Here is a 25,079-nt window from a genome sequence, read left to right as displayed (position 1 = left end):
TTGCCGGAGATGCCGTCGTATTTCGATGCGGTGCTCAAGCACGAGACGATCTTCACGGATCATTTCGCGCAGCTCGGCTTCACCCACGACGTCGCCTACCCGTCAGCCGCGTATCCGACCGACCACCCGGCGCTGTTCAACGCCGATCTCCTGCTGCACGACGAAGCCCCGCTCCTGAAGCGTCGCCAGTTCTTCCACTACCCGCCCTATCTCGACCGTCATGCCGTCATCGGTCGGCGCGTGCTCGCCGAGGTGGAGAAGTACGGGTACCCGATGCCCATCCTCTGGCAGAACCTCGCGCGCAACGTCGCTCCGAAGATTCTCAACGCGGATGCGGGAATGCTCGAGGTCCTTCCGCCGGAGGACGTCTCCTTCGACGCGACGAGGCCGTTTCGAATCGCCGTGATCGCTCACATTCCGGACGCGTCGCTGGCTCCGGATCTGCTGGGCGCGATCGCAGAGATCGGGCAGCCCTCGTCCCTGTTCGTCACGACCAACGACGAGGACAGCGCGCGCGTGATCGAGGACATCCTCGACCAGAATCCTTCTGCCGATCGGCTCTCCGCCGTCGTCCGCGTGGTTCCGCGACGCGGACGTGACATGAGTGCGCTCCTGGTCGGCATGCGCGACGTACTCCTCAGCGACGACTTCGATCTCGTGGTCAAGGTGCACGCGAGGCGACCGAAGACACGCTCCGCGAATGTGGTGCGCTACTTCCATCGGTACCAGACCGAGAACCTCCTCGGCACGGCCGGGTACTTCGCGAATGTGCTCGCGCTCTTCCAGCGCGAGCCGGGTCTGGGTATCGTCATGCCACCGATGATCCACATCGGATACGCCACGCCCGGCAAGGGGTGGGCGCACTACCTGCCCAGGGCGACCGAGGTCGCGAAGCGTCTCGGAATCCAGGTGCCGTTCGACGGCGTCTCTCCGCTGGCGCCCCTCGGCGGCATGTGGATCTGCCGTCCGCAGGCGTTGGCTCCTCTTCTCCAGGCCGACTGGAAGGTCGAGGACTTCGGCAAACCGGCCACCCATCGGAAGGCGGACATGGCGCGCGTGCTCGAGCGTCTGGTCACTTACGGTGCGGGGGAGGCCGGCTACCACACACGAACCGTTCTGAGCCTGGAGCATGCGGGGATCAGCCACGTCTCGATGGAGTACAAGCTGGATCAGCTCGCATCGACGACCCCTGGATACCCGATCGACCAGATCCAGTTCCTGCAGCGATCCGGGTGGATGGGCAAGGGCGGCGCTGTCGCGATGATCCGGATGCACATGAATCTCAACCATCCCGAGGTGATGGAGCGGATGCGGCCCGTGCTCGCTCCGCTCATGCGCGTCGCTCGCGTCAGCGTCGGCGGGCTCCGCCAGGTGCTGCGATCCGGCGCGGGGCTTCTCAAGGGAGGTCGGCGATGAGTCGGGTGCCGGGTGTTTTTCCGGTGGGTGGTCGTCGGCTCGTCGTGTATGTGGTGTTCGACCGGCGTGGTGGTGTGGACGATTATGTTCCGTACGNTGAGTCGGGTGCCGGGTGTTTTTCCGGTGGGTGGTCGTCGGCTCGTCGTGTATGTGGTGTTCGACCGGCGTGGTGGTGTGGACGATTATGTTCCGTACGCGTTGGCGGGTTTGCGTGAGCATGCGGCTCATGTGCTGGTGGTCGTGAACGGTTCTCTGTCGGAGGAGGGTCGCGGCAAGCTGGAGGCGGTGTCGGACGAGATCCTGGTTCGGGAGAACGTCGGGTTCGATATCTGGGCGCATAAGGATGCTCTGGATCATGTGGGGTCGCGGCTGTCGGAGTTCGATGAGGTGCTGCTGACGAATGACACGTGGTTCGGGCCGGTGCGTCCGTATGCTCCGGTGTTCGATCGGATGGGGGAGCGTGCGACGCACTTCTGGGGGATGACCGATCATGCGCGGGAGGATCCGAATCCGTTCACGGGTAAGGGTGTTCTTCCGTATCATCTGCAGTCGTTCTGGATCGCGGTTCGTCGTGAGATGTTCTTGTCGGAGGAGTGGGCGCGGTATTGGCGTGAGTTGCCGGAGATGCCGTCGTATTTCGATGCGGTGCTCAAGCACGAGACGATCTTCACGGATCATTTCGCGCAGCTCGGCTTCACCCACGACGTCGCCTANGTTGCCGGAGATGCCGTCGTATTTCGATGCGGTGCTCAAGCACGAGACGATCTTCACGGATCATTTCGCGCAGCTCGGCTTCACCCACGACGTCGCCTATCCCGCTGCCGAGATCGGTACCAAGAATCCCTCGCTCTACCGGGCGGAGGCCCTGCTGGACGCAGGATGCCCGGTGATGAAGCGCCGCCCCTTCATGCAGTGGCCGCCGTATCTCGATCGCCATGCGGTCGTCGGCCGATGGACCCTGGAGAAGGCGGCCCAGTACGGCTATCCGATGGAGCTCTTCTGGGAGAACGCGGCCCGCACGATCCCCCCGAAGGACCTCAACACCGATGCCGCCATGCTGGAGGTGCTGCCGGACTACGACCGCGGCTACGATCCGGAGGCACCGCTGCGCACGGTGGTCATCGCGCACATCTTCTATGTGGAGATGACCGATGAGATGCTCGATCGCGCCGACACTCTCCCGGGGGACTACGACCTGGTCGTCACGACTCCCGACCCTGAACGCGCCAGTGCGATCGCGGAGACCCTCACCCGCCGTGGCCACCGGAGGGGTGCCGTCGACATCCGCGTGGTCTCCTCGAACGACGGGCGCGACCAGAGCGCATTCCTCATCGAATGCCGCGATGTCCTGCTCGGTGACGACTATGACCTGGTCGTCAAGATCCACTCGAAGAAGACGCCGCAGGACGGCTTCAACGTCGGACGGCACTTCAAGGAGCAGCAGTTCGACAACCTGCTGAACAGCCAGGGCTACACCGCCAATCTGGTGTCGCTGTTCCAGAAGGAGCCCGGCCTCGGGATGGTCTTCCCGCCCATGATCCACATCGGCTACCCCACCCTCGGGCGCGGCTGGTCGGTCAACAAGGAGGGCGCCGCGGACATCGCCGAGCAGCTGGGGATCTTCGTGCCCCTGGACGATATCTCCCCGCTCGCTCCGTTCGGATCGATGTACGTCGCTCGTCCCCAGGCGCTGCGGCTTTTGATCTCGCATCCGTGGACGTACGAGCAGTTCGGCGGTGCGGAGGCCTACAAGGATGGGGGGCTCGCACACATCCTGGAGCGCATCCCGGCGTATGCGGCCGGGGAGCTCGGGTACCACGTGCGAACCGTCTCGACCACCGAGTACATGTCGATCAGCCATTCCTCGCTCGAGTTCAAACTCGACGAGATGTCTGTCACGACGCCGGGATACGCATACGAGCAGATCGAGCTGATCAGACTCGCGGGCTTCGTGGGTACGGGCTCGCGCTCGGACTTTGCAAGAATGTACATGCGCGTCAATTTTCCCGGAACCGGTGCGTGGGTGCGCGAGATCATGGCCTCAGACACCCTGGCGGGTAAGGTCGCTCGTGCTGTGCGACGGCCTCGAGCAGCGATACGACGCATTCTCGGCCGATGACGGTGCGAGGTTCGCGTGGCCGTAGCGGCAATCCCAGAAGTGAGTGAGGATCTTGGAAACGATCGATAGGTTTGCTCGGCTCGAGAAGGAGTCGTTCTCCACCATCGACGCTCGGGGACTTCGAGTGCGCGGTGGGAAGCTCAGGGAGATCTTCGGTCGCCGTGAACTGCTGGCGCTCCTCATCCGGCGCGATCTTCAGGCGCGCTACCGCGACAGCTTCCTCGGGTTCCTCTGGACGATGATCAAGCCGCTCATCCAGTTCCTCATGTACTACATCGTGCTGGGGCAGTTCCTCCGCGCTGCCGAGGGTATCCCGGACTTCGCGATCTATCTGTTCTCGGGGTTGACGCTCTACGTCTTCTTCAACGACATGATCGCCGGATCGACCGGGTCCATCATCAACAACGCCGCGCTGGTGAAGAAGATCTATCTCCCTCGTGAGGTCTTCCCCCTCGCGAGCGTCGGAGCCGCCGCCTTCATGGGAGCGGTGCAGCTCGCCGTTCTCCTCGTCGCCGCGATCGCCTTCGGTGCGCTCCCGGCGCCGGTGCAGATGCTCTGGTTCTTCCCGTCGCTGCTGCTGGTCGTGGTGTACGGCTTGGCCCTGGGGCTCCTGCTCGCCGCCATGAACGTCTACCTCCGCGACGTGCAGTACCTCACCGAGGTCGTCCTCATGCTCGCGATGTGGGCTTCGCCGATCGTCTACTCGTGGTCGATGGTCAAGGACGTCCTCGTGCGGTTCTCGCTGCCAGAGTGGGTCATCGAGATCTACGCCGCGAATCCTCTGACCATCGGCGTGCTCGGCTTCCACCGGGCGTTCTGGGGCGCCGGTGGCAGCGCCGACTACCCGCCCGAGCTCGGATTGCGCATGCTGATCGCGACCCTGGTCGGTATCGTCCTTCTCTGGCTCGCGCACCGATTCTTCGTCCGCGTCCAGGGCAACTTCGCACAGGAGCTTTGATGTCGATCACAGGACCGGACATCGTTCGTCTCGATGAGGTCAGCAAGCACTTCACCGTCCGCAAGGACAACAGCCTCAAGGACCGGATCGTCCACTTCGGACGCCTCGGCAGGGATCTCCGCGAGGACTTCGTCGCCGTCGACGACGTGAGCCTGCGCATCCAGGCGGGCACCACGGTCGGTCTGCTCGGGGCGAACGGCTCCGGCAAGTCGACCCTGCTCAAGCTCATCGGCGGCATCATCTCCCCGACGACCGGAACAGTGCAGACGCGCGGACGCATGGCTGCGCTGCTGGAACTCGGGGCCGGATTCCACCCCGACCTGAGCGGTCGCGAGAACGTCTACCTCAACGCCTCCATCCTGGGCCTGTCGAAGGCGGAGACGGATCGGCAGTTCGACGACATCGTCGAGTTCAGCGGCATCGGGTCCTTCATCGACACCGCCGTGAAGTTCTATTCCTCCGGGATGTACGTGCGTCTCGCGTTCGCGGTCGCTGTGCACACCGACCCCGACATCCTCCTCGTCGACGAGGTGCTCGCTGTCGGCGACGAGACCTTCCAGCGAAAGTGCATGGATCGCATCACCCAGTTCCGTGCCGAGGGCCGCACGATCATCCTGGTCAGCCACTCGGCGCAGCAGGTGGCGGAGCTGTGCGACCGCGGCATCGTGCTGCGTGACGGCGCCGTGATCCACGACGGCGACACGAACGAGGCGATCCGTGTCCTGCGTGAGTCGCTCGATCAGCGTCGCCGCGACTCCACCAGCGCCTCCGACGCGCAGCCGATCAGCGTCACGAAGGTCGAGCTGCTCGACCGGGATGGCGTCGTGGGGAACACGATCGTCTCCGGCGACGCCGTGACGATCCGGATCCACGTCGCCTCCGAGCACCTGTTCGACAGGTGGGAGGTCGGTTTCAGCATCGACACCCCGTTCGGACACATGGTGATCGCATCCAACACCGACATCCTTCAGCAGCGCCTCGCCCCCCTCGACGGCACCACCTTCGTCGACCTGCGGATCGAGAGCCTCCAGCTCGGGCACGGTCAGTACTTCGTCAACGCCAACGTCGCCGGCGTCAGCGAGGTCAGCACGCACGCGCTCATGCAGGCCGTGATGCTCAACGTGGAGGGCGCGGAAGACACCATGGGTTCCTCCGCCGCCCGCGTGACCGTCGCGGGTGCCGGGGCGGGCGCGGAAGAGGCGCGGCCCTGACTCAGTCGGCGTAGCCGCGAGGGTTGCGAGACTGCCACCGCCAGGCGTCGACCGCCATGGTCTCGACGTCTCGTGACGCGGTCCACCCCAGCTCCTCGGCGGCGCGACGGGTGTCCGCCCACGCCTGCGCGAGATCGCCTTCCCGACGGTCGGCGATCCGGTAGGGGATCTCAGTTCCCGTGGCCGCCTCGAAAGCCTTGATCAGTGCGAGCACGGAGGTCGCGCGTCCCGTGCCGAGGTTCCACGCGCGGACGCCCTGGCTTCCGTTGAGCTTCTCGAGGGCGGCGACGTGGCCCTCTGCGAGGTCGACCACGTGGATGTAGTCGCGCTCTCCGGTTCCGTCCGCCGTCTGGTAGTCCGCACCGAAGACGTTCACATGCGGAAGCCGGCCCACAGCGACCTGCGAGATGTAGGGAGCGAGATTGTTCGGGATGCCGTTCGGGTCTTCTCCGATGAGTCCGCTCTCGTGCGCGCCGATCGGGTTGAAGTAGCGAAGGAGCGCGATGCTCCACGAGGGATCCGCCTGGGCGACGTCGGTGAGGATCCGCTCGAGCATGACCTTGGTCTGCCCGTACGGGTTGGTGGCGTCAAGCGGGCCGCCGTCCTCTTCGTAGGGCGAGTCTCTCGTGTCTCCGTAGACGGTGGCCGAGGAAGAGAACACGAGTCGCCGCACACCGTGCGTCGACATCGCCCGCAAGAGCGAGAACGTGCTGTCGAGGTTGTGGGCGTAGTAGCGCAGCGGCTCGGCGACGCTCTCGCCGACGGCCTTCAGACCCGCGAAGTGGATCACCGCATCGGGGGAGACCGACGAGAACACCTCATCGACCCCGGCATCGTCTCGCAGGTCGAGGTCGAAGTACGCGGGCGCGCGGCCGGTGATCTGTTCGACCCGCTCGAGAGCCCGCGGCGAACTGTTCGCGAAACTGTCGATGACGAAGACCTCGTGGCCTCGCTCCAGCAGGGCGACCAGAGTGTGGGATCCGATGTACCCGGCTCCACCGGTGACGAGCACGCGCAATGTTTCTCCTTCGGTCGACTGTTCTTCGATGGTAGCGGGCGTTCGCCGCGAGCCCGGTGAGGCTGCGGGGGTCAGAGGAGTTCCTGTGCCGCGTCGAGCAGATGCCTGGCACGGGCGTCGAACGAGTCCTCGTCCCGAATGCGTCGCGCGATCGCTGCGAGCTCGTCGTCCGAGGGGAAGAGGGCATCGAGGTCAGAGAGGGTGAGCTCGTGGAGCTCGGGAATGTCACGGTACGTCCGCACGGCCGGTCCGAAGATCTCGGAGATGCCTGCCACGTCGTCGCTGATGGCGCGGCCTCCGGAAGCGACGACATCGTAGAGGCGGTTGGATACGAAGCCGTTGCGCTGCATCGCGGGCCAGTGGTCGTTGAGAACCGCACCGGCGGCCTCGTACACCGCGGGGAGCCGATCATTCGGCACGTGGGTGCCGGCGATCGCTCCGGCGGGGATGTAGCCCCGCCAGTCCGGCCCGTACACACGGACAGGTGCTCCGACGCGCAGCGGCTCCACGACGGAGGGTCGCGCGATCCCGCGCGCCGTCCCGACGAAGACGAGATCGCGCGAACGTGTCAGGCCCTGTGGGGTGAACCGGTGCGGATCCGTGCACTGCAGCAGGGGGGTGACGGGGGTGGAGAACCGGGTCGTCGCGGCTGCCGCCCACGCCGTCGACGCGGCGAAGCATCGATCGAAGGCGGAGAGCTCCTCCGCGTGGATCTCGTCGGGATGACTGATGATCCACAGCAGATTCACACGGCTGCGCGACGGCCGGAGCGGATGGGGTCCTCGAAGGACGACACTCACATCGTCGAGCACATCGGAGGAGCGCTGGGCGGCCGGTCGGGCATCGACCGCCGCATACTGGCCCAGGCGTTCCAGGGCCGCTGCGAGGCCGCGGGCGAAGTGCGTGTCGCCCCAGGCCTCCCCGGTGGGTCCGGCGGGAGCCGCTGTCTTCACCGACCAGCGCAGCCGCGGCACGATCGAGCCGTCGGGAAGCGTCGCGGTCTCCACGGCCGTGCGCTTCATGAGGGGCCAGCGTGCGTCGTCGACCTGCAGACCGCGCCCCACGCTGAGCGCGTCCATCCGAGTGTCGCCGGAGGGCAGGCTCATCGCCGCGGCCACGGCGGCGGAGCGGACGGCGACGCCCAGCAGCGTCCGCGGGCCCTCCGTCGACCCCACGCGGAAGGCGCGGACAGGGCTGTCGAGGACAGCGGAGTCCAGCTGGTCTCCGAGCCCGCTCACGTCTTGTGCCGGGTGGCCGGCGAGGAGATGACGCCCTTCGCCATCACGCACGACGACACCTGCCGAAGCGATCGTCCCGTCCATACGCAGCCACAGCGGCGCAGCGGGCGCACGAGTCGCGCTCTCGAGCAGGGTGAGCGCGTCTTCAGCGGAGATCTCGGAATCAGGGTCCCGCACCAGGAGCACGGTGCCGGCTGGCACGGTGGAATCCGCGGGATTCACATCGGGAGCACTGTCGACGACGACCGCGTTCCCCTGCCAGAGCGGCACCTGGGCGCAGGCGAGGCGCAGTGCTGCAGGGGTCTTCTCATCGACGAAGAGCCAGAGCGCGGAGTCCGAGACGGACGAGACTGTGAGGGCGGTGCGCAACGCCGTCCCGTCGTCGTCACCGGGGCCGAAGCGCCAGATGAGCAGACGCGGCCGTGTCACCGGCCCCAGAGCGTCGTGCGGAACCGGAGGCATCCGCTCTGCGTGAAGGAGTTCGGCACGCGTCACGGCGACCGTGGACGAGCCGATGCCGATGTCCAGTCGTCCGCCGTCCAGCGATGAGCGCCACGCCGCGCCGACGGGCCCTCCGGGTGCGCGCAGCGCGTCGGGATGGGCAGCGGCGTAGGCGGGGGCATCCCACGTCTCGCTGGTGTGGATCTTGGCCTGATCGTTGATCAGATACGCGTACAGTGCGGGCACCCGGCCGGCGTCGGGGAGCTGCGATCCGACTCTGCCGTCGAAGAAGAGGGGATTGAGCGACAGGCCGTCCCGGTGACGCCCGCGGACGTAGGCCCTGATGGCTGCGTTCGCGCGGAGCCGCCGGCCGACCTGCAGCTGCACGTGATCGAGGTCGACGAGCTCTGCGCGACGAATGGTGCGAGCCCACCAGACGCGGTCGACGGCGGCGAGGACCCCGCGCACACCCGGGATCCCCCGCGAAACCCGCCAGATACGCCTCAGAGCTGCGAACACCATCAGAGTCTATTTGGTGAGGTTCCCCGCGGCCTCCGCCGTCCGGGATGATAGGTTCGATGAACCGGCCATCCCGCAGCTCGACAGGAGATCTCGTGCCTGATTCGACTGTCCGCGTCGGCGTCGTCATCCGCACCAAGGACCGCCCGATCCTCCTCGCGAGGGCACTCCACGACGTCGCGGCGCAGAGCTTCCCGTCGTGGGCCGCTGTGGTCGTCAACGACGGGGGCCCCCGAGGCCCCGTCGATGCGGTCATCGACGCGTTGCCCGAAGGGGTCAGACGCAAGGTCGAGGTCATCCACCACACCGAGTCGCTCGGACGATCGGCGTCTGCGAATGTCGGTGTGCGAGCGCTGAGCTGCGAGTTCGTCGTGCTCCACGACGATGACGACCTCTGGCATCCCGAGTTCCTCGCCGGCTCCGTCGAATGGCTCGATTCGCATCCATCGGATATCGGTGTCGTCTCCAGAACCGAGATCGTCTACGAGCGCGTCGAGGGGACGACCTTCGTCGAGACGTCACGGGCACCGTTCTGGGCAGACCTGGCGCAGATCACCTACGCCGACATGCTCCAGGTCAACCGCTTCGTCCCGATCGCCTACGTGTATCGGCGTGCGGTGCACGACGAGGTCGGGCTCTACCGAGAAGACGTCCACGCCGCCGAGGACTGGGAGTTCAACCTCCGGGTGCTGCGCTACCACTCCATCGGGTTCATCGACGGCGAGCCGAAGGCCTACTGGATGCAGCGCCGCGCTTCGACCGGCGCGCTGGGCAACAGCATGTTCGTGCTCGCCTCGGAGCACGAGTACTACGACAAGCTCATCCGAGACGAGGCTCTGCGCGAGTTCGCGCAGAAGCACGGCGACGGGATCATGCTCTACCTCTCGCGCTACATCCAGGACGAGGTCGCGCGACAGCTGGATGAGAGGCGTCCGATCTCGCGACGGATCAACACGGCGCTGCGCGCGTGGCGACGCCGGTTCACCTCATGACGACAGCAGCCGGCATCGCCGAGCAGATCACGGCGCAGCGGATCGTCCTGCCGCATGCCGACCGCGCGGATGCGATGCCCCTCTACGTGAACGGTGCGGCGGACGTGATCGATCGCCGCGCGCTGCGTATCGCAGCTGGTGCGGACGCGTCGTTCGATACGTACTTCAACGCCTTCCCGTCCGGATTCTGGCGAACCCATTCCACGATGACGCGGCTCCTCCTGCGCCTGGACGTCGAGGGAGAGTGTCGCGTGGTGCTCCGGGGCGCGCACGCCGACGGGACGCACGTCGAACTCCACGCGGTCGATGCCTCGACATCGCAGCTCGTGATCGAAGTGCCGAACGCCGGTCGTGAGTACGCCTGGGTCTGGTTGGTCGTCTCGGCCTCGACGGAGACCGTCGTCCGCGACGGAGAATGGGTCATCGAGGCGTCGGAGCGACGGGAAGTCCGTCCCTCGATCGCGATCACGACGATGAACCGCGTCGACGACTGCGTCCGCCTGGTCGACGCCCTCTCCTCTGACGGGCTGCCGGATCTCATCGAGCGGGTGGTCGTCGTCGACCAGGGGAGTACCCGCATCCGCGAGGCCATCGCCCCCGTCCTGGAGCGGGCAGCTGTCGATGTGAAGCTGATCGAACAGGCCAACCTCGGAGGATCGGGCGGCTTCAGCCGAGGGATGATCGAGGCGCTCGGAACCGGGGCGACCCATGTGCTGTTGCTCGATGACGACGTCATGCTGGAGACCGAGTCGGTGCGGAAGATGTGCGCCCTCGCCTCCGTAGCCAGGGCGACGCCGTTGATCGGCGCCCAGATGCTCAGCCTGCGCGAGCCGACCGTCCTGCACTCGATGGGCGAGGTCGTCGATCGGCGTTCGATGTGGTGGCACGCCACAGAGCCGGATCTCGTCGCGGCAGATCTGCGTGAGCACCCGATCGTGAAGACGGCCGGATTCCTCCGCCCGAAGGATGTCGACTTCAACGGATGGTGGATGTGTCTCATCCCCGCGGCGGTCATCCGGGAGATCGGTGTCTCGCTCCCGTACTTCATCAAATGGGATGACGCGGAGTACGGTCTCCGCGCGAGCGCAGCAGGACACCGCACCCTCACTCTTCCCGGGGCCGCGCTGTGGCACATGCCCTGGACGGCGAAGGACGACGGCCTCGACTGGCAGGCCTACCATCAGCTGCGCAATCGTGTCGTGACCGCTCTCCTGCACTCATCGAATCCTCTCCGGCTCCTCGTGAGCTCATGGGCGCAGGACGTGAACCACGTGCTCTGCCAGCAATACGGCTCAGCCGACGTCAGATCCGTCGCGCTCCGAGACGTCCTCGACGGACCGGCGCACCTGTGGGCGACGCTGGGCACCCGTCGGAGCGACATGCAGCGGCTGCTGGCCTCGCGCGGCCAGACGATCACCGCGTTCGGCGACTCTGCCGAGATACCGGACAAGGCGCATCGGCCCGCCGCTCCCGACGGGCTGCGAGGACGCATCGTCCGGCTCGTGCGTGTTCTTCTCGCACAGCTCGGATCGGTCGACGAAACGGCCCCGCCGACTCGTGTGCGCAGGACGGACGGGAAGTGGTGGAGCATCGGCATGCTCGACCGTGTCGCCCTGGAGAGCGCCGCGGGAGATGGCGTGTTCCTCCTCCAGCGGGATCGCCGCACCGCCGCACGACTTCTGATGAGGTCGGGATGGCTTCGCCTTCGACTTCTGGTCGCCTGGCCCGCACTCGCACGCCGCTATCGTCGAGCGGCGCCGGATCTCGCGAGGCCTGCGGCCTGGGAGCGCGCCTACAGCGAGTAGGGGGCGCTCCCAGGTCGCCGACTCTCAGACGGCAGCGGGCTGTGCGTCGAGCGATCGCATGTATCGCGAGCCGATGACTGCGAGGAGCGCCATGAGGCCCGCGAATGCTGCGGAGCCCAGAAGCCAGACGACCAGAGGTGTGGGACCTGCGGCCCACCACCAGGCGACGTCTCCGGAGGGGCTGAGCGTGCCCGGGCCGGTGTAGCGGCGGAGGTTGTCGTACAGTGCCACGCTCTGTGCAGCGCCGAGAAGCACGGCCATGACCCAGATCTGGACGGGCGAGAACCGCAGTGCCGCACGCGCAGCGCTCTCCTCCGCGGAGCCGCGCAATCCCGAGTGGATCGCCGGAGCGATGGCGGTGGCCAGGAAGAGGGTGATGAGGGGGAGGACGTATCGCGGCTGAACCTCGTAGCCGACCGTGGTGCGCATGGAGACGAGGATGTAGACCGGAACGACGACGGCAGCCGCACCCGTGCCGGCCAGGGCGAGGAGCTTGCGCCAGCCCTGCCAGCGCAAAGCGGCGAAGAGCGCGCCAGAGAAGGCGAACATCGTCGCGCCCCAGACGACGGCATGCAGCGTGGTGTCCAGCCACCCCAGGCCCCAGTTGAGGCCGAAGATCCCGGCCCAGAGCGCCGGCAGTGACAGCAGGTTCATGCCCAGCAGGGTCAGCTTCGACGGTCCGCCCGGAACCGGTTCGGCGGCCCCACCGAGCGCGAGACCGGTCTGGCCCGCGGTGAGGAAGGCGACGGCTGCGAGAACGACGAGAAGGAGGGGGAGGAGCGCAGTGAGCGCGAAGCGCTTCGTCGGGCGGAACGCGAGCACCGCTGCCGCTGCGACGGCGACGATCGTGTACGCGGCGGCGTCGCCGCGGGCGCTGAGACCGAGGAGAGCGGCCACCGCGGAGATCACGCCGAGCGCGATGCGTTGGCGTCCCGTGGTCGCGAAGAAGCCCAGCAGAGCGGGGAACAGCACGGCGGTGGAGAGCAGCGCCCAGCTGCTCGGATTGACCGAGGCGATGAGGAAGACGCCGAGCGGGACGAAGGTGAGGGCGATGCTCGCCACGAGTGTCAGGCGCAGCGCCCGAGGCAGGAAGAGCCACGCCGCGATCATCATCGCCGTGAAGATCGCGGAGTGGAGAAGCCGGATCAGGATCGTGGAGACGGCCACGTTGTCACTCGCCAGGAACGACGACACGAAATAGAACCCGGACGGATACTGGTTTCCGGTGTTCACGCGCGTGGACTCGCCGAGCTCGTAGCCCTCGTCCAGGTAGTCGCTGCCCTGACAGGACGCGTCCTGCTCCGGGTGGAACGCGTAGCACGCGGACTCCGCGATCTTGTCGGGGATCTCCCTCGAGCGGTCGTCGTCGCCGGGACCGCAGAGGTCTTCGCGCGCTCCGTTGCCGCACCAGATGCTGGCGAGGTGGAAGTCGTCATCGGGTCCCGCCCCGACCGGTGAGGCCAGGGCCCACATGCTCAGGGATGTCATGAGCATCAGGGCGGCCGCGATCGTGCCGATGATCCGTCTGGCAGGCCTCGTCATGTGGTGATGTCCCTTCGAACGTGAGTAGACGTGGTCGGCGCGAGGAACGCGCACAGAATGATGACGATGGAACCGCCGCCGCCTCCGAGAGCGTAGCCGACGAGCGCTCCCCACTGCCCCCAGACAGGGGCGAGCAGGAGCATCGTGGCGGTGCCGATGACGAAGGCGAACATCCAGATCCGGGCGGCGAGACGCTCGCGTCCGGAGGCGAGGAGGAGAGCGGAAGGCGCCGACGTCAGCGAGAGCAGCAGCACGATGCCGAGAAGCACCTGCATCGCCGGCACGCCGTCGGCGTACCTCGTTCCGTAGAACAGGTCGAGAATCCAGGGGGCGAAGACGATCAGAGCGCCGAAGATGAGGCCGAAGCCGGCGGCCGTCAGGGCGAACAGCCGCCGATGGGAGGCGCGCATCGCGCTCGGGTCCGCGCGCAGTCGCGCGAAGTGGGGGAGGAGCACCTGGCTCACCGCCTGCGCGACGATGTTCGCGGGGGTCGCCAGGGTCAGAGCCGCCGCGAACATCCCGGCTGCCGTCGGGGTGTCGAATGCGCGCACGAAGATCATGGTCGCCGGCAGCATGCCACCCATCACCAGCGCTCCGAACGTGGCCTCGCGCGTGAAGGCGAGGGTCTCGCGCTGAAGACTCGACGGGCCGGGCGCAGCGACCGTGCGGCTTCGTGCGAACAGCGCGAACAGCAGGTAGCCCGCCGACAGCGGCAGGAGCAGCACCCAGCTCGAATGCGCGGTGAGGACGAGCAGGAGGACCGTGATGGCGAGCAGCGACGACACCGTGTCCAGAACCGCCGCGCGCAGCAGGCGGTTCTCGCCGGTGAGCACTCCGCGGGAGAAGACGTAGGCGTTGTAGCTGAAGACCAGCACGGCGCTCGCGAGTCCGATGGGAAGGTCGCCGGTGATCCACCAGGCGATCGGGATCGCGATCAGCGAGAGGGGGATCGTCGACACCCAGAACGACGTGCGAAGCGCACGGATGCTGTCGGCCGCCGTCTCGGGGTTCGCGAGGTAGCGGGTGGCGGCGATCGCCGCTCCCGCAGGCCAGACCAGGGCGAGGTACACGGCGAGCGAGAGGATCGCCGTGGTGTCGCTGAGCGCTTCAGGGCTGAGGGTGCGACCGATCACCAAGGTGTAGAAGAGTCGCGCGACGCCTTGGATGCCCATCCCATAGGTCGACAGGATCAGCTGTCCGGCGACGGAGTGCTGTTTCACGGCTTCCCGGCGTCAGCGAGCAGGCCGACGAAGGCCTCCCGATACCTGCGCGCGACCGCAGCGGGGTCGTATCGTGCTTCTGCGCGTGTGCGCGCGAGGACGGAGAGGCTCTGACGTTCGTCGTCCGAGAGGCGGGTGTAGCACTCGAGCGCCCGGGCGAGATCGTCGACATCATCGGGCTTCACCAGCAGGCGGTCGTCGTCGACGAAGTGCGCACAGCTGCCGACGTCGGTCGAAATCACGGGAACCCCGGCGCCGGAGGCCTCAGCACCGACCAGCGGCGAGCTCTCGCCGTACTTGCTGGAGATCACGAGGGCGGCGCCGTGCTGGAGCACCTCCGCGGGACGGGCGGTGGGCCCGGCCAGCTGGATCCGGCCCTCCGCGAGGAGCTGCTCCGCTCCCGCGTCGGCCACGAGGCTGCGCATCCGTTCGTCGTCATCGTCGACACCGGGACCGTAGGCGCGCAGGCTCCATTGTGGAGCCTGATCCGCGATGCGGGCGAAGGCGGCGAACAGGACGTCGTGCCCCTTCACCGGGTGGTTGCGTGCGAGGGAGAGGAATGTCCTGCTGGACGGGTCGAACGATGCCGCGTCGGGGACATCGGCGCCGTTCAGGATCGGAGGCAGGACCTTGCGCATCCCCAGCTGCCGGATGAAATCCTGCATGCTGGCGCTGTCGCCGGAAGGGATCACGCCATCGAACCGGAACGAGAGGATCCCGACCGCTCGGGCGATCGCGCGGGTGAGGGGGTGGTCGGCCTTGGTGAGGCGCTGGGTGTGCATGGTCGTCGTCTTCACCGCGCTGCTCCGGGCGAGAGCGGTGAGGAGGTCGGCATGGAACAGGTGCGAGGTGATCACATCGGGACCGAAGTCGACGATCTCGCGCTCGAGCGAGCGGACCATGCCGATGATGTTCCGGGACGACCCCGAGTAGCCGAGATAGTGCACGCTCTCGAACGCATCCTCCAGCTCGGTGCTGAGCGTGCCGGGCCCCATGACGACGACGAGGCGGAGCACGTCGCCCTCGTCCCACGACCGCGCGAGAGTGGCGAGCAGACGCTCGGCACCGCCGATGTCGGCGTCCGTGACGACGAACAGAACGCGCATGTGTCCGCTTCCTTCTCGAGCCGTGGGCGATCACACGGCGAACAGATCGATACTATCCACGCTGCCCGCGTGAACCCTGATCGGGCGGAGGGCTCCACCGGGGGTGCATAAGATTGCTGAGGTGAGATTCGCCTTCGCCGTCAACAACTTCCCGCCGCGCGTCGGAGGGGTCGAGACGCACGTCCACAGTCTCGTCGTCGCGTTGCAGAGCGCGGGACATACGGCCGTCGTCATCACGGTGGGCGGTGGCCCCGTGGGCACGCACATCGAAGACGGCGTGCGGGTGATCCGTCTGCCAGAGCGGTTCCGCGTGGGCGACGTGCTCGGGTTCCCGCCGCTGGGCACGACTCGTCGCCTGCGGCGGCTGCTGGCCGAGGAGCGCGTCGACGTGGTGTCGGTGCACACGCGGTTCTTCCCGATGACGTGGATCGGTCTCCGCGCGGCGAGCAGGGCGAGCGTCCCGGTCGTGCACACCGAGCACGGCAGCGGTCACGTCGTGTCGTCGTCGCCGGTGATCACGCTGGCGAGCCGGCTGGTCGATCGGACGATCGGACGATTCGTGCTTCGCCGCGCCGACGAGGTCGTCGGTGTCTCCGAGAGCGTCGTCGGTTTCGTGCAGCGGCTGTCGGGACGACGCGCGCGGGTCTTCTACAACGCGATCGAACCGGCATCGACCGACGGCAGGCGGCACGGCGACAAGAGCCACGTCGTCTTCGTGGGTCGTCTCGTACCTGGCAAGGGTGCCGAGGACTTCGTCGACACCGTCGCCGCCCTGCGGCGCCGCGGGATCGACGTCGCCGCGACGATGCTCGGCGACGGCCCCGAGCGGGCATCGATCCGCAGTCGCATCGATCGGCACGGACTCGCCGAGGTCGTGGAGATGCGCGGTCGGGTTCCCGCGTCCGCCGTGCGCTCGACCCTCGCCGGCGCGGTGCTGGTGAATCCGACGGTTCTCGCCGAGGGATTCCAGACGACACTCCTGGAAGCCCTCGCCGAGCGCGGGAGCATCGTCACGTACGAGGTTCCGGGCGCCGGTGTGCTCCGTGAGCAGGGTCATCCTGTGGTCATCGTGCAGCAGCACGACCCGGAGGCACTCGCCTCGGCGGTGTCGGAGATGCTTGCGCAGGAATGGCCCGTCACTGCGCTGGACGGCTGGTACTGGAAGGATCGTGCGGAAGAGTACGAGCGGATCGTCGAGGGTGTGAAGCGCTGAAGAGCACAGGGAGCTTCGAGCCGACCGGGTAAGATTGGCTTTTCCTGACTCCCATCGAGAACGCAGATGATCAACTCAGCTCCCAACAGCGACACGTGGCTCGTCATTCCCCTGTACAACGAGGCGACCGTCGTCCGCGACGTGATCGCTGAGGCGCGGAGGACTTTCCCCCACATCGTGTGCGTCGACGACGGCAGCAAGGACGACTCGGTCGCAGAGGCGCTCGCGGGAGGCGCCATCGTGCTGCGCCACCCCATCAATCTCGGTCAGGGAGCTGCGCTTCAGACCGGAATCGCGTTCGCGCGCGAGCAGCCCGGAGCCGAGTACTTCGTGACCTTCGACTCCGACGGGCAGCATCAGGTCGCCGACGCGCTCGACATGGTCGAGCGGTTGCGCACGGAGCCGCTCGACATCATCGTGGGGTCGAGGTTCCTCGACGGGCGCACGAATGCGAGTGCGCTGAAGAAGCTGGTCCTGCGAACGGCTGTCCTGTTCGAGCGGCTGTCGACCGGAGTGCGCCTGACCGACGCCCACAACGGTCTTCGGGCGTTCAATCGCCGGGCCGCACTCGCCCTGAATATCCGCCAGAACCGCATGGCGCACGCCAGCGAGATCGTCGCGCAGATCGGCTCGCTCAAGCTCCGCTATGCGGAGCAGCCTGTGCACATCGTCTACACCGAGTACTCGCGTGCGAAGGGGCAGTCGCTGTGGAACTCGGTGAACATCCTCAGCGAACTCTTCATCAAGTAGGACGGTCATGTCTGATCAGATCATCATCAAGGCCGTCCTCATCGGCGCCTTCCTCGTCTTCGGGCTCATCCTCCTCAGGCCGGGCGGATCGGCCCGCACCCAGGCGATCCGCACCGTCACCTTGGTGTTGCTGCTCGCCGCCGGCATCTACGCGGTGATGTTCCCCGGGGTGATCGATGACCTCGCCCGGACGGTCGGCGTCGGTCGCGGCACCGATCTCCTGCTGTATGCGTTCCTAATCGTCTTCGTCGCGAACTCGCTGTCGATCGTGCGCAAGCGTCGCGCTCAGGATGAGCAGATCACTCAACTCGCTCGTGAGATCGCGGTGCGAAACCCCGAGTTCCCGAAGCAGGGAGAGTGATGGATCTCCTCGTCGTAGGATCAGGGTTCTTCGGTCTGACGATCGCAGAGCGCGCCGCGAACGCCGGACGCAAGGTGACCGTCATCGACCGTCGTCCCCACATCGGCGGCAACGCTTACAGTGAGCGCGAGTCGCAGACCGGTATCGAGGTGCACCGCTACGGTGCCCACCTCTTCCACACGTCGAACCCGACGGTGTGGGAGTACGTCAACCGCTTCACGTCGTTCACGAACTACGTGCACCGTGTGTACACCACGCACAAGGGCACCGTGTTCCCGATGCCGGTGAACCTCGGCACGATCAACCAGTTCTTCCAGTCCGCGTACACCCCTGACCAGGCCCGCGCGCTGGTGCGGGAGCAGGCGGGGGAGTTCGACGCGAAGACGGCTGCCAACTTCGAGGAGAAGGGCATCGCCCTCGTCGGACGCCCGCTGTTCGAGGCCTTCTTCCGCGACTACACCGCGAAGCAGTGGCAGACCGATCCGCAGAAGCTCTCCGGCGACATCATCAGCCGTCTGCCCGTGCGCTACACCTACGACAACCGCTACTTCAACGACACGTGGGAGGGTCTTCCCACCGACGGCTACACGGCGTGGCTGGAGCGGATGGCGGATCACCCGAACATCGACGTGCAGCTCGATGTGGACTTCTTCGATGAGACGCAGCCCCTCAACAAGAAAGCGACGGTCGGGCAGGTTCCCCTCGTGTACACGGGCCCCGTGGACCGTTACTTCGACTACGCGGAGGGCGCGCTCAGCTGGCGGACGCTGGACTTCGAGCAGGAGGTCCTCGACATCGGCGACTTCCAGGGTACGAGCGTGATGAACTACCCCGACATGGATGTGCCGTACACGCGCATCCACGAGTTCAAGCACTTCCACCCCGAGCGCAAGGATGTCTACGACGCCGATCGAACGGTGATCATGCGGGAGTTCTCGCGTTTCGCTGAGCGGGACGACGAGCCGTACTACCCGGTGAACACTCCGGCTGACCGCGGGGGCCTCCTGGCGTATCGGGAACTGGCCAAGGGGGAGCGGGACGTCCACTTCGGCGGGCGTCTGGGCACCTACCAGTACCTCGACATGCACATGGCCATCGGCTCGGCGCTGTCGATGTGGAACAACAGTCTCTCGTAGACTCGACATCGTGAGTCACGCTGCTGTCGGGGCGCCCGGGACGCCCCGGCGATATCTGCATTCGCTGTGGCTGCTGTCGGCCCGAGACCTGAAGGTCCGCTACTCGACCAGCATCCTCGGCTATCTCTGGTCGGTGCTCGATCCGCTCGTCATGAGCGCGATCTACTGGTTCGTGTTCACGCAGGTGTTCAACCGCGATGTCGGCGAAGAGCCGTACATCATCTTCCTGATCAGCGCGCTGCTGCCCTGGGTGTGGTTCAACGCCTCGGTGTCGGACTTCACCCGCGCCTTCAAGAAGGACGCCCGGTTGGTGAGGTCGACCGCGATCCCGCGCTCGATCTGGGTGAACCGCATCGTGCTCAGCAAGGGCATCGAGTATCTCTTCTCGCTGCCCGTCCTGGTGCTGTTCATCGTGGTGAACCTCTTCGTCGAGCTCGATCCCGGCCGGACCGTGCACGTCGGCTGGGGAGTGCTGTGGATGCCGGTGGCGATGCTGCTGCAGACGGTGCTCCTGGTCGGGCTCGGACTGCTCGTCGCCCCGCTCTGCGTCCTCTTCGTCGACCTCGAGCGCACGACGGCGCTGATCCTGCGCGCGATGTTCTACGCGACGCCCATCATCTACAACGTCACCGACCTTCCCGGTATCTTCCAGACTCTCGGAGCGTTCAACCCTCTCGCGGGAATCATGATGCTCTACCGCATGCCCTTCTTCCCCGATCAGTGGAATCCGTTCACGCTGACGATCAGCGTCATCATGAGCCTGCTGATCCTCGGACTCGGCATCTGGACCTTCCGGAGCCTGGAACGCCCCGTGTTGAAGGAGCTGTGATGCGCTCGGCCATCGAAGTCCAGGGTCTCGGCGTCCACTTCCGTCGCAACAGGCGCGGGAGCCGCAGCTTCAAGGATCTCTTCGCCGGAGCGTCTCGTCGTTCTCGCCCGGGTGAGTTCTGGGCACTGCGTGACGTCTCGTTCTCGGTGGAGCCGGGCGAGTCCATCGGCGTCGTCGGGCGCAACGGTCAGGGGAAGTCGACACTTCTCCGGCTCGTCGCCAAGGTGCTCCTGCCCGATGAGGGCACCGTCGCCGTCAACGGCGGAGTCGCCCCCCTCATCGAGATCACCGGAGGCTTCGTCGGAGACCTCACGGTGCGCGAGAACGTCCGTCTGACCTCCGGCCTGCACGGGATGTCCCGCGACGAGGTCACGCGCCGCTACGACGGCATCATCGAGTTCGCCGAACTCGCGGGATTCGAGGACACCCCGTACAAGCACCTCTCCAACGGGATGAAGGTCCGACTCGCCTTCGCGGTCGTCTCTCAGCTCGACGAACCGATCCTCCTCGTCGACGAGGTGCTGGCGGTGGGGGACAAGGCGTTCCGCGAGAAGTGCTACACGCGCATCGACGAACTGCTCGCCGAGGGCCGCACGCTGTTCTTCGTGAGTCACAACGAGCGCGATCTCCGTCGGTTCTGCACGCGGGGGCTCTACCTCGACAAGGGGGCGCTGGTTCTCGACGGACCGATCGCCGAGGTCCTCGACAGATACAACGCCGACTACAACTCGTAGCCGCGGCCGGAAGGCGAGGGCTCGGGGTCAGAGCCCCACGAGAGTCTGCAGGCCTGTGACGGCAGCGCGAGCGGCATCGATGGAAGCCGCGGTGTCGGAGCCATCGGTGATGGCAGCGTGCAGTTCGGCGAGGCGCTTCGAATAGGCGTCGACACCGTCGCGCCACTGCTGTGCGATCGACGAGGGCGGCTGCGCGTCGGACAGGCGGCGTGCGTCCTGCTCCAGGGAGTCCATGACGGCAAGCGCATCATCTCCGGTCGCCCCGGCGATGATGTCGAGGCCGCGGGGAGCATCCGTCAGCCAGCCGCCCACCTGCTCGCGGAACACGTCGACGGTCGGGTCGACCGGTGCCGGCGGCGTGGTCTGCGGCGTGCGCGTCTCCGTGGGTGAGGGGGAGGCGGAGGGGGCCGTCGTTCCGGTCGGGCTGGGGGAGCCGCTCGCGCCGGGTGCGGGTTCCTCGCCCCGGGGCAGCAGGAAGAACAGCAGGGCGCCGACGATCGCCAAGGCGGCGACGACGATCCCGATGATCAGCCAGACGCGGCCCGTGTTCTTCGGCTTCGGCTCGATGGGCGCCCAACGGAGCTCGGGAGTCGGCTCGCTCATCATGCGTCTTCCAGCGGGGCCATGGGCTGCCAGGAGCGGTCTCGGCTGATCCGGCCGCCTTCCTTGAGCCCGCGGAACAGGTTGCTCGTGCCCCGCACCGTGCGCTCGACGAAGAGCAGCCGGATGAGCTCCTTCGCGAACGTCATCGCGGTGCCGAGGCCGAAGAGCACGGGGTTGTAGTTGTCATGCACGCGGTAGTAGTGCTTGATGTAGGCGCGGTTGCGCATGATGTAGAAGCGGTAGGCGTTGCTGGAGGCATTCATGTGGCGGATGCCCATGTCCCACTGCTTGATCTCGCGCGTGCGTCGCAGGACGAACTCGTCGACGATGACGGCCGTCGTCTTGCGCGAGGCGAGCCAGCCGTACATCTGGTCATCCCAGTAGATGAAGAAGCGGTGGTCCGGCAGGCCGATCTGCTTCACGATCGAGCGGTGGATGAACATGCCCTCGAAGCAGCCGCTGTTCATCTCCTTGTATCCGGAGTCGTCGAAGCCGGACGGGGCGAACGGGATCGGAATACCCATGCGCTCCGCGATGCGGTACTGCCAGTAGAACTCGCTGCCGTCGTAGTCGTAGCGCCGGCCCTGGATGCTCTTGAAGCGCGGGGCCCACTTGCCCATCTTCGCGAGTCCGTCGGGGAGCACCTCGACGTCGTCGTCCATCATCCAGATCCACTCGGAGCCGAGCTCGTAGGCGGTGCGCATGCCCTCGCTGAACCCGCCGGAGCCACCCGTGTTCGTCTCCAGGCGCCGGTAGACGATCTCGGTGCCGATGCTGTCGCGGAACGACTCGACGACGTCGGTCGTGTCGTCGGAGGAGGCGTTGTCGATGATCACGACGCGTCCGGGCTTCGGGTCCATCGCCGTGATGCTCGTGAGGAGTCCGGTGAGCAGATGCGATCTGTTGAAGGTGACGACGACGATCGTCGCCGCTTTCGGATCGAATGCAGCGGGCGCCGCGGTCATACCTTCTCCTCGAAGATCGGTGGGCAGTTCAGGGGTGTGAGGGCTGCGGCGCCTCGGGCCACCGTCGGGGACGATGCGGGACATGACGAGCAGTGAGTAGCCTACCGTCCGCCACCTTCGTATCCGCGGAGAGGCTCACCTCGGCGCGACGACCGCCACCCGGCAAGACCGGGCTCGTCGGCTACTTCTGAGGCCGCAGCGTCGGGATCGCGCCCGTGTGCGCCGCATCGATGTTCTCGCGCCAGGACCGCGATTGTCCGGCGCGCAGGGCGCACAGCACCAGCATGAACCATCCCGCACCCACCAGGGTGAAGCTCTCGAACATCGAGTCGACCGCGAGCGTGACGATGATGATCGGGGTCCAGGCGTAGACCACCGAACGGCGCGTGCTCGCGACGAGCCAGGAGCGGATCAGGGCGACACCGCCCAGGAGAAGGAAGACCGCCAGGCCGGCCGCACCGAGCTGCAGGAGCACATCGAAGAAGGCGTTCAGCGCACTCTGATGGCGGTCGTCGAGCTGGAAGTTGATGTAGGTGAACGGGTACTCGCCGCGGGCCCAGTCGCCGAACCAGCCCCAGCCCTGGATCGGCTTGACCGCGACGAAGTCGAGGATCGTGTTCCAGAGCGAGCCGCGCAGGGAGAAGTCGGACCCGGCGTCGAGCAGGGCGATGATCTGGTGGCGCAGTGCAAAGGCCGCGGCGAGAGCGAGCGCCACGACCGCAGCGAGCATCCACTGCACGATCGCTCGTCGCTCCGGTGGGGCGTGGCGGACGATCGTGAGCGCCACGGTGACGACGCCGACGGCGCAGGCGAGGACCAGGACCGTCGGCGAGGAGGAGAGCAACGCCAGGAACCCGGCCAGCCCGATCGAGACCACGGCGAGCGGTGCGTTCACCGATTGCGTGCGCCACTCGATCACGAAAGTGATCAGCGCGATGACCGCGATGAAACCGAGCATGTTGCGGCTGCCGAACAGGCCCTGGATCGGGCCCCCCGCCGCGAGATCGCCCTGGATACCGAGGAATGTGAACGGCAGGTCGAGCAGGACGCCGGAGAGGATCTCCACGGCGAGGGAGGCGGCCAGCAGCACGCGGAGAGTGTCTCCGATCGCCCGGACGGTCTGGAGGGTGTCGCGGATGTGTCCGATCGTGATGGCCAGGAACGCGTAGCCGAACAGCGACATCCAGCCGAAGAGCGTGTCGGACTTGTCGGTCGTCCAGAAGACGCTCACGAGTGCCCATGCGAGGAACGCCAGCAGCGAGGACGGCGCGATGCGCAGCAGCGAGAGCTCCTCCCGGCGTACCCAGAGGATCGACGCGCCCAGCACGCACAGCACGGCGATGATCGTCCCCAGTGTGACGGCCGATGTCATCTGCCGGATCGCGTACGACCCGAACACCGCCGTCAGCGCCGCGAGCGTGAACGCACGGGCCAGCTCCACCGATCCGAGCAGGCGGACGAACGGGCGCACCGGCGTCACGGCACCCGCCGCTGCCGAGCGCCGCGTTCGAACAGGAGGTCGCGTTCGCCGACCCCTACCAGCGGCACCGACTTGAGCTTGAATGACAGCAGCACCAGGAGCAGCCAGCCCCACAGCATGATCGGCGTCGACTCGGAGAAGCCCTGCACGAGCAGTACCACCGTGAACAGGTTGGGCAGGAGGGTGAGCGGGGAGAAGGGGCGCTCGCCGTCGAGGTCCCAGCGGGGTCGGTCGACGGCGAAGAACCAGGAGCGCCACAGCAGCGTGCCGTACGCGACGGCCATCAGGATGACACCGACGACGCCGAGCTGGAGGAGCACGTCCAGCCACATGTTGTGGGCATGGAAGACGGTGATGCCGTGGTCGGTGATCCACTCGTCGAAGGCCGGGTCTTCGGGGATCCAGGGGCTCGAGAACCCGTTGCCGAAGACCGGGTGCTCGCCCGCGCGCTGCAGCACCTTCGTCCAGATCTTGTCGGAGCGGCCGGTGAGATCCGCACTCCGGCCGAGAAGACCCAGCAGCGGCTCCCGAAGCAGCCAGGCTCCCAGCCCTGCGATCGCCGTGCCGCCGATGGCGACCACGTAGATCCGGGTGCGGGCGCCGGGCGTGCGCGCACGCCGCATCGCCAGTGCGACGACGAGGACCAGCGCGACCGCGGCTGCGCACACCAGAGCGGTGGCTGATGCCGTGCGCAGGAGGAAGTAGGCCGCGAGCAGCATCCACAGGGCGAGGGTGGTGCGCCACCGGGCCCGCGCCGCGAACAGGACACCGAACGTGATGAGCGCGAAGAGCGAGATGATGGCCAGGAGGTTGGCGTTGCCCACGATGCCCTGGATCCGCCCGCCGTCGAACAGGTTGTCGCGCACCCAGTACCACTGCGGGTCGATCTTGCCGTCCGGCAGCGTGAGGAAGTTCGGAAGCAGCGGGCCGTGCAGCACCAGCGAGACCCAGAGCTCGATCGCCAGCGAGAGGCCCAGGATCCACTTGAACGCCGAGGACAGGGCCCGGACGATCTCATGCCAGGTGAGCACGTGAGCGAGGAAGAGCCCGTTCACGGTGACGGCCGCGAGCAGCACCCAGGTGATGATCGTCGGGCCGCGCCACTGCGACCAGGCGACCGAGACGAGGGCCAGGGTCGTGTATCCGAGCGCGGTCCAGGGCAGGCGGCGCCAGCGGAACGGCTGCGGACGGTTCCGGGCGAGTATCGGGATGCCGATGGCGAGGGTCGCGAGGGTGAAGACGGCGAGCGTGATCGCGGCGCCGTCCCGTCCGAGCAGGTTGTACACGGCCGAGTGGGCGAACGTGACGAAGAGGACGAGGATCGCATAGCCGCGCAGCAGCAGATGCCCCGTCGACTCGCGCTCCGGCGCGGTGGGTGGGGCAGACACCGGGTGCTTCGTGTACTGGGCCATCGCGTTCAGGC

General features: G+C 66.8%; 21 protein-coding genes and 1 pseudogene. 13 read left to right on the top strand and 9 right to left on the bottom strand.

Annotation, left to right across the window (positions count from 1 at the left end; translation table 11 throughout):
* From ASC55_RS04860 to ASC55_RS04845, 5 genes and pseudogenes are all read left to right on the top strand, one after another.
* Positions 1 to 1,416: rhamnan synthesis F family protein (locus tag ASC55_RS04860; RefSeq protein ID WP_162243043.1), on the top strand; the 1,416-nt coding region annotated here is incomplete at its 5' end.
* Positions 1,417 to 1,521: 105 nt separating this feature from the next.
* Positions 1,522 to 2,129, top strand: a pseudogene (locus ASC55_RS17695) (rhamnan synthesis F family protein); the annotation flags it as partial.
* Between the two features lie 11 nt (positions 2,130 to 2,140).
* Positions 2,141 to 3,535 (top strand): rhamnan synthesis F family protein, encoded by a 1,395-nt coding sequence (locus tag ASC55_RS04855; protein WP_055873045.1) that lies wholly within the window; start codon positions 2,141 to 2,143, stop codon positions 3,533 to 3,535.
* 52 nt (positions 3,536 to 3,587) lie between these two features.
* Positions 3,588 to 4,493, top strand: a complete 906-nt coding sequence (locus ASC55_RS04850; protein ID WP_235562537.1) for an ABC transporter permease — start codon at positions 3,588 to 3,590, stop codon at positions 4,491 to 4,493.
* On the top strand, positions 4,493 to 5,704 hold the full coding sequence (locus tag ASC55_RS04845) for an ABC transporter ATP-binding protein (protein ID WP_017831138.1): 1,212 nt from the start codon (positions 4,493 to 4,495) through the stop codon (positions 5,702 to 5,704). The genes ASC55_RS04850 and ASC55_RS04845 overlap by 1 nt, the downstream gene beginning before the upstream one ends.
* 1 nt (position 5,705) lies before the next feature.
* Here ASC55_RS04845 and galE read toward each other — a convergent pair whose 3' ends face one another.
* Together galE and ASC55_RS04835 are read right to left on the bottom strand one after the other, a co-directional pair.
* Positions 5,706 to 6,722: a UDP-glucose 4-epimerase GalE gene (galE, locus tag ASC55_RS04840; RefSeq protein ID WP_055869113.1), complete on the bottom strand. Its 1,017-nt coding sequence runs from the start codon at positions 6,720 to 6,722 to the stop codon at positions 5,706 to 5,708.
* Between the two features lie 71 nt (positions 6,723 to 6,793).
* A complete protein-coding gene (locus ASC55_RS04835) occupies positions 6,794 to 8,920 on the bottom strand; it encodes a glycosyltransferase (RefSeq protein WP_157559407.1) in 2,127 nt (708 codons plus the stop codon).
* Between the two features lie 95 nt (positions 8,921 to 9,015).
* Between ASC55_RS04835 and ASC55_RS04830 the strand changes: the two genes are divergently transcribed.
* On the top strand, positions 9,016 to 9,912 hold the full coding sequence (locus ASC55_RS04830) for a glycosyltransferase family 2 protein (RefSeq protein WP_055873041.1): 897 nt from the start codon (positions 9,016 to 9,018) through the stop codon (positions 9,910 to 9,912).
* Positions 9,909 to 11,717 carry a glycosyltransferase gene (locus ASC55_RS04825; protein WP_157559406.1) on the top strand — a complete coding sequence of 603 codons (1,809 nt, stop codon included), beginning with the start codon at positions 9,909 to 9,911 and terminating at the stop codon, positions 11,715 to 11,717. Before ASC55_RS04830 ends, ASC55_RS04825 begins: the two co-directional genes overlap by 4 nt.
* 24 nt (positions 11,718 to 11,741) lie before the next feature.
* Here ASC55_RS04825 and ASC55_RS04820 read toward each other — a convergent pair whose 3' ends face one another.
* The 3 genes from ASC55_RS04820 to ASC55_RS04810 are packed head-to-tail and all read right to left on the bottom strand — an operon-like array spanning position 11,742 to position 15,585.
* Positions 11,742 to 13,259, bottom strand: a complete 1,518-nt coding sequence (locus ASC55_RS04820) for a DUF2142 domain-containing protein (RefSeq protein ID WP_055873030.1) — start codon at positions 13,257 to 13,259, stop codon at positions 11,742 to 11,744.
* Positions 13,256 to 14,479 carry a lipopolysaccharide biosynthesis protein gene (locus tag ASC55_RS04815; protein ID WP_055869109.1) on the bottom strand — a complete coding sequence of 408 codons (1,224 nt, stop codon included), beginning with the start codon at positions 14,477 to 14,479 and terminating at the stop codon, positions 13,256 to 13,258. The genes ASC55_RS04820 and ASC55_RS04815 overlap by 4 nt, the downstream gene beginning before the upstream one ends.
* On the bottom strand, positions 14,476 to 15,585 hold the full coding sequence (locus tag ASC55_RS04810; RefSeq protein ID WP_055873027.1) for a glycosyltransferase: 1,110 nt from the start codon (positions 15,583 to 15,585) through the stop codon (positions 14,476 to 14,478). The genes ASC55_RS04815 and ASC55_RS04810 overlap by 4 nt, the downstream gene beginning before the upstream one ends.
* Positions 15,586 to 15,706: 121 nt before the next feature.
* Here ASC55_RS04810 and ASC55_RS04805 point away from each other — a divergent pair, with 121 nt between their 5' ends.
* The 6 genes from ASC55_RS04805 to ASC55_RS04780 all read left to right on the top strand — a co-directional run bounded on the left by ASC55_RS04805 (position 15,707) and on the right by ASC55_RS04780 (position 20,608).
* Positions 15,707 to 16,798 (top strand): glycosyltransferase family 4 protein, encoded by a 1,092-nt coding sequence (locus tag ASC55_RS04805; RefSeq protein ID WP_055873024.1) that lies wholly within the window; start codon positions 15,707 to 15,709, stop codon positions 16,796 to 16,798.
* A 66-nt stretch (positions 16,799 to 16,864) separates the two neighbouring features.
* Positions 16,865 to 17,548, top strand: a complete 684-nt coding sequence (locus tag ASC55_RS04800; protein WP_017831129.1) for a glycosyltransferase family 2 protein — start codon at positions 16,865 to 16,867, stop codon at positions 17,546 to 17,548.
* 7 nt (positions 17,549 to 17,555) lie between these two features.
* Complete coding sequence (locus ASC55_RS04795) at positions 17,556 to 17,909, top strand: DUF2304 domain-containing protein (protein ID WP_055869106.1); 354 nt, start codon at positions 17,556 to 17,558, stop codon at positions 17,907 to 17,909.
* Complete coding sequence (gene glf / locus ASC55_RS04790) at positions 17,909 to 19,045, top strand: UDP-galactopyranose mutase (RefSeq protein WP_055873021.1); 1,137 nt, start codon at positions 17,909 to 17,911, stop codon at positions 19,043 to 19,045. Before ASC55_RS04795 ends, glf begins: the two co-directional genes overlap by 1 nt.
* Positions 19,046 to 19,055: 10 nt before the next feature.
* Complete coding sequence (locus ASC55_RS04785; protein WP_055869104.1) at positions 19,056 to 19,874, top strand: ABC transporter permease; 819 nt, start codon at positions 19,056 to 19,058, stop codon at positions 19,872 to 19,874.
* A complete protein-coding gene (locus ASC55_RS04780) occupies positions 19,874 to 20,608 on the top strand; it encodes an ABC transporter ATP-binding protein (RefSeq protein ID WP_055873018.1) in 735 nt (244 codons plus the stop codon). The genes ASC55_RS04785 and ASC55_RS04780 overlap by 1 nt, the downstream gene beginning before the upstream one ends.
* Before the next feature lie 27 nt (positions 20,609 to 20,635).
* Here ASC55_RS04780 and ASC55_RS04775 read toward each other — a convergent pair whose 3' ends face one another.
* The 4 genes from ASC55_RS04775 to ASC55_RS04760 form a co-directional block, all read right to left on the bottom strand.
* Positions 20,636 to 21,211, bottom strand: coding sequence for a hypothetical protein (locus ASC55_RS04775; RefSeq protein WP_235563088.1), 576 nt, complete (start codon positions 21,209 to 21,211; stop codon positions 20,636 to 20,638).
* Positions 21,211 to 22,176, bottom strand: a complete 966-nt coding sequence (locus ASC55_RS04770) for a glycosyltransferase family 2 protein (RefSeq protein ID WP_055869102.1) — start codon at positions 22,174 to 22,176, stop codon at positions 21,211 to 21,213. The genes ASC55_RS04775 and ASC55_RS04770 overlap by 1 nt, the downstream gene beginning before the upstream one ends.
* Positions 22,177 to 22,357: 181 nt before the next feature.
* Positions 22,358 to 23,656, bottom strand: coding sequence for an O-antigen ligase family protein (locus ASC55_RS04765; RefSeq protein ID WP_055873012.1), 1,299 nt, complete (start codon positions 23,654 to 23,656; stop codon positions 22,358 to 22,360).
* Positions 23,653 to 25,068, bottom strand: coding sequence for an O-antigen ligase family protein (locus ASC55_RS04760; RefSeq protein WP_055873009.1), 1,416 nt, complete (start codon positions 25,066 to 25,068; stop codon positions 23,653 to 23,655). Before ASC55_RS04760 ends, ASC55_RS04765 begins: the two co-directional genes overlap by 4 nt.
* Positions 25,069 to 25,079: the final 11 nt, after the last annotated feature.

The sequence above is a fragment of the Microbacterium sp. Root322 genome, assembly GCF_001425645.1.
Classification (GTDB): domain Bacteria; phylum Actinomycetota; class Actinomycetes; order Actinomycetales; family Microbacteriaceae; genus Microbacterium; species Microbacterium maritypicum.
Note: the sequence above shows the minus strand (reverse complement) of the source record. Positions and strands in the feature narration are given on the sequence as shown.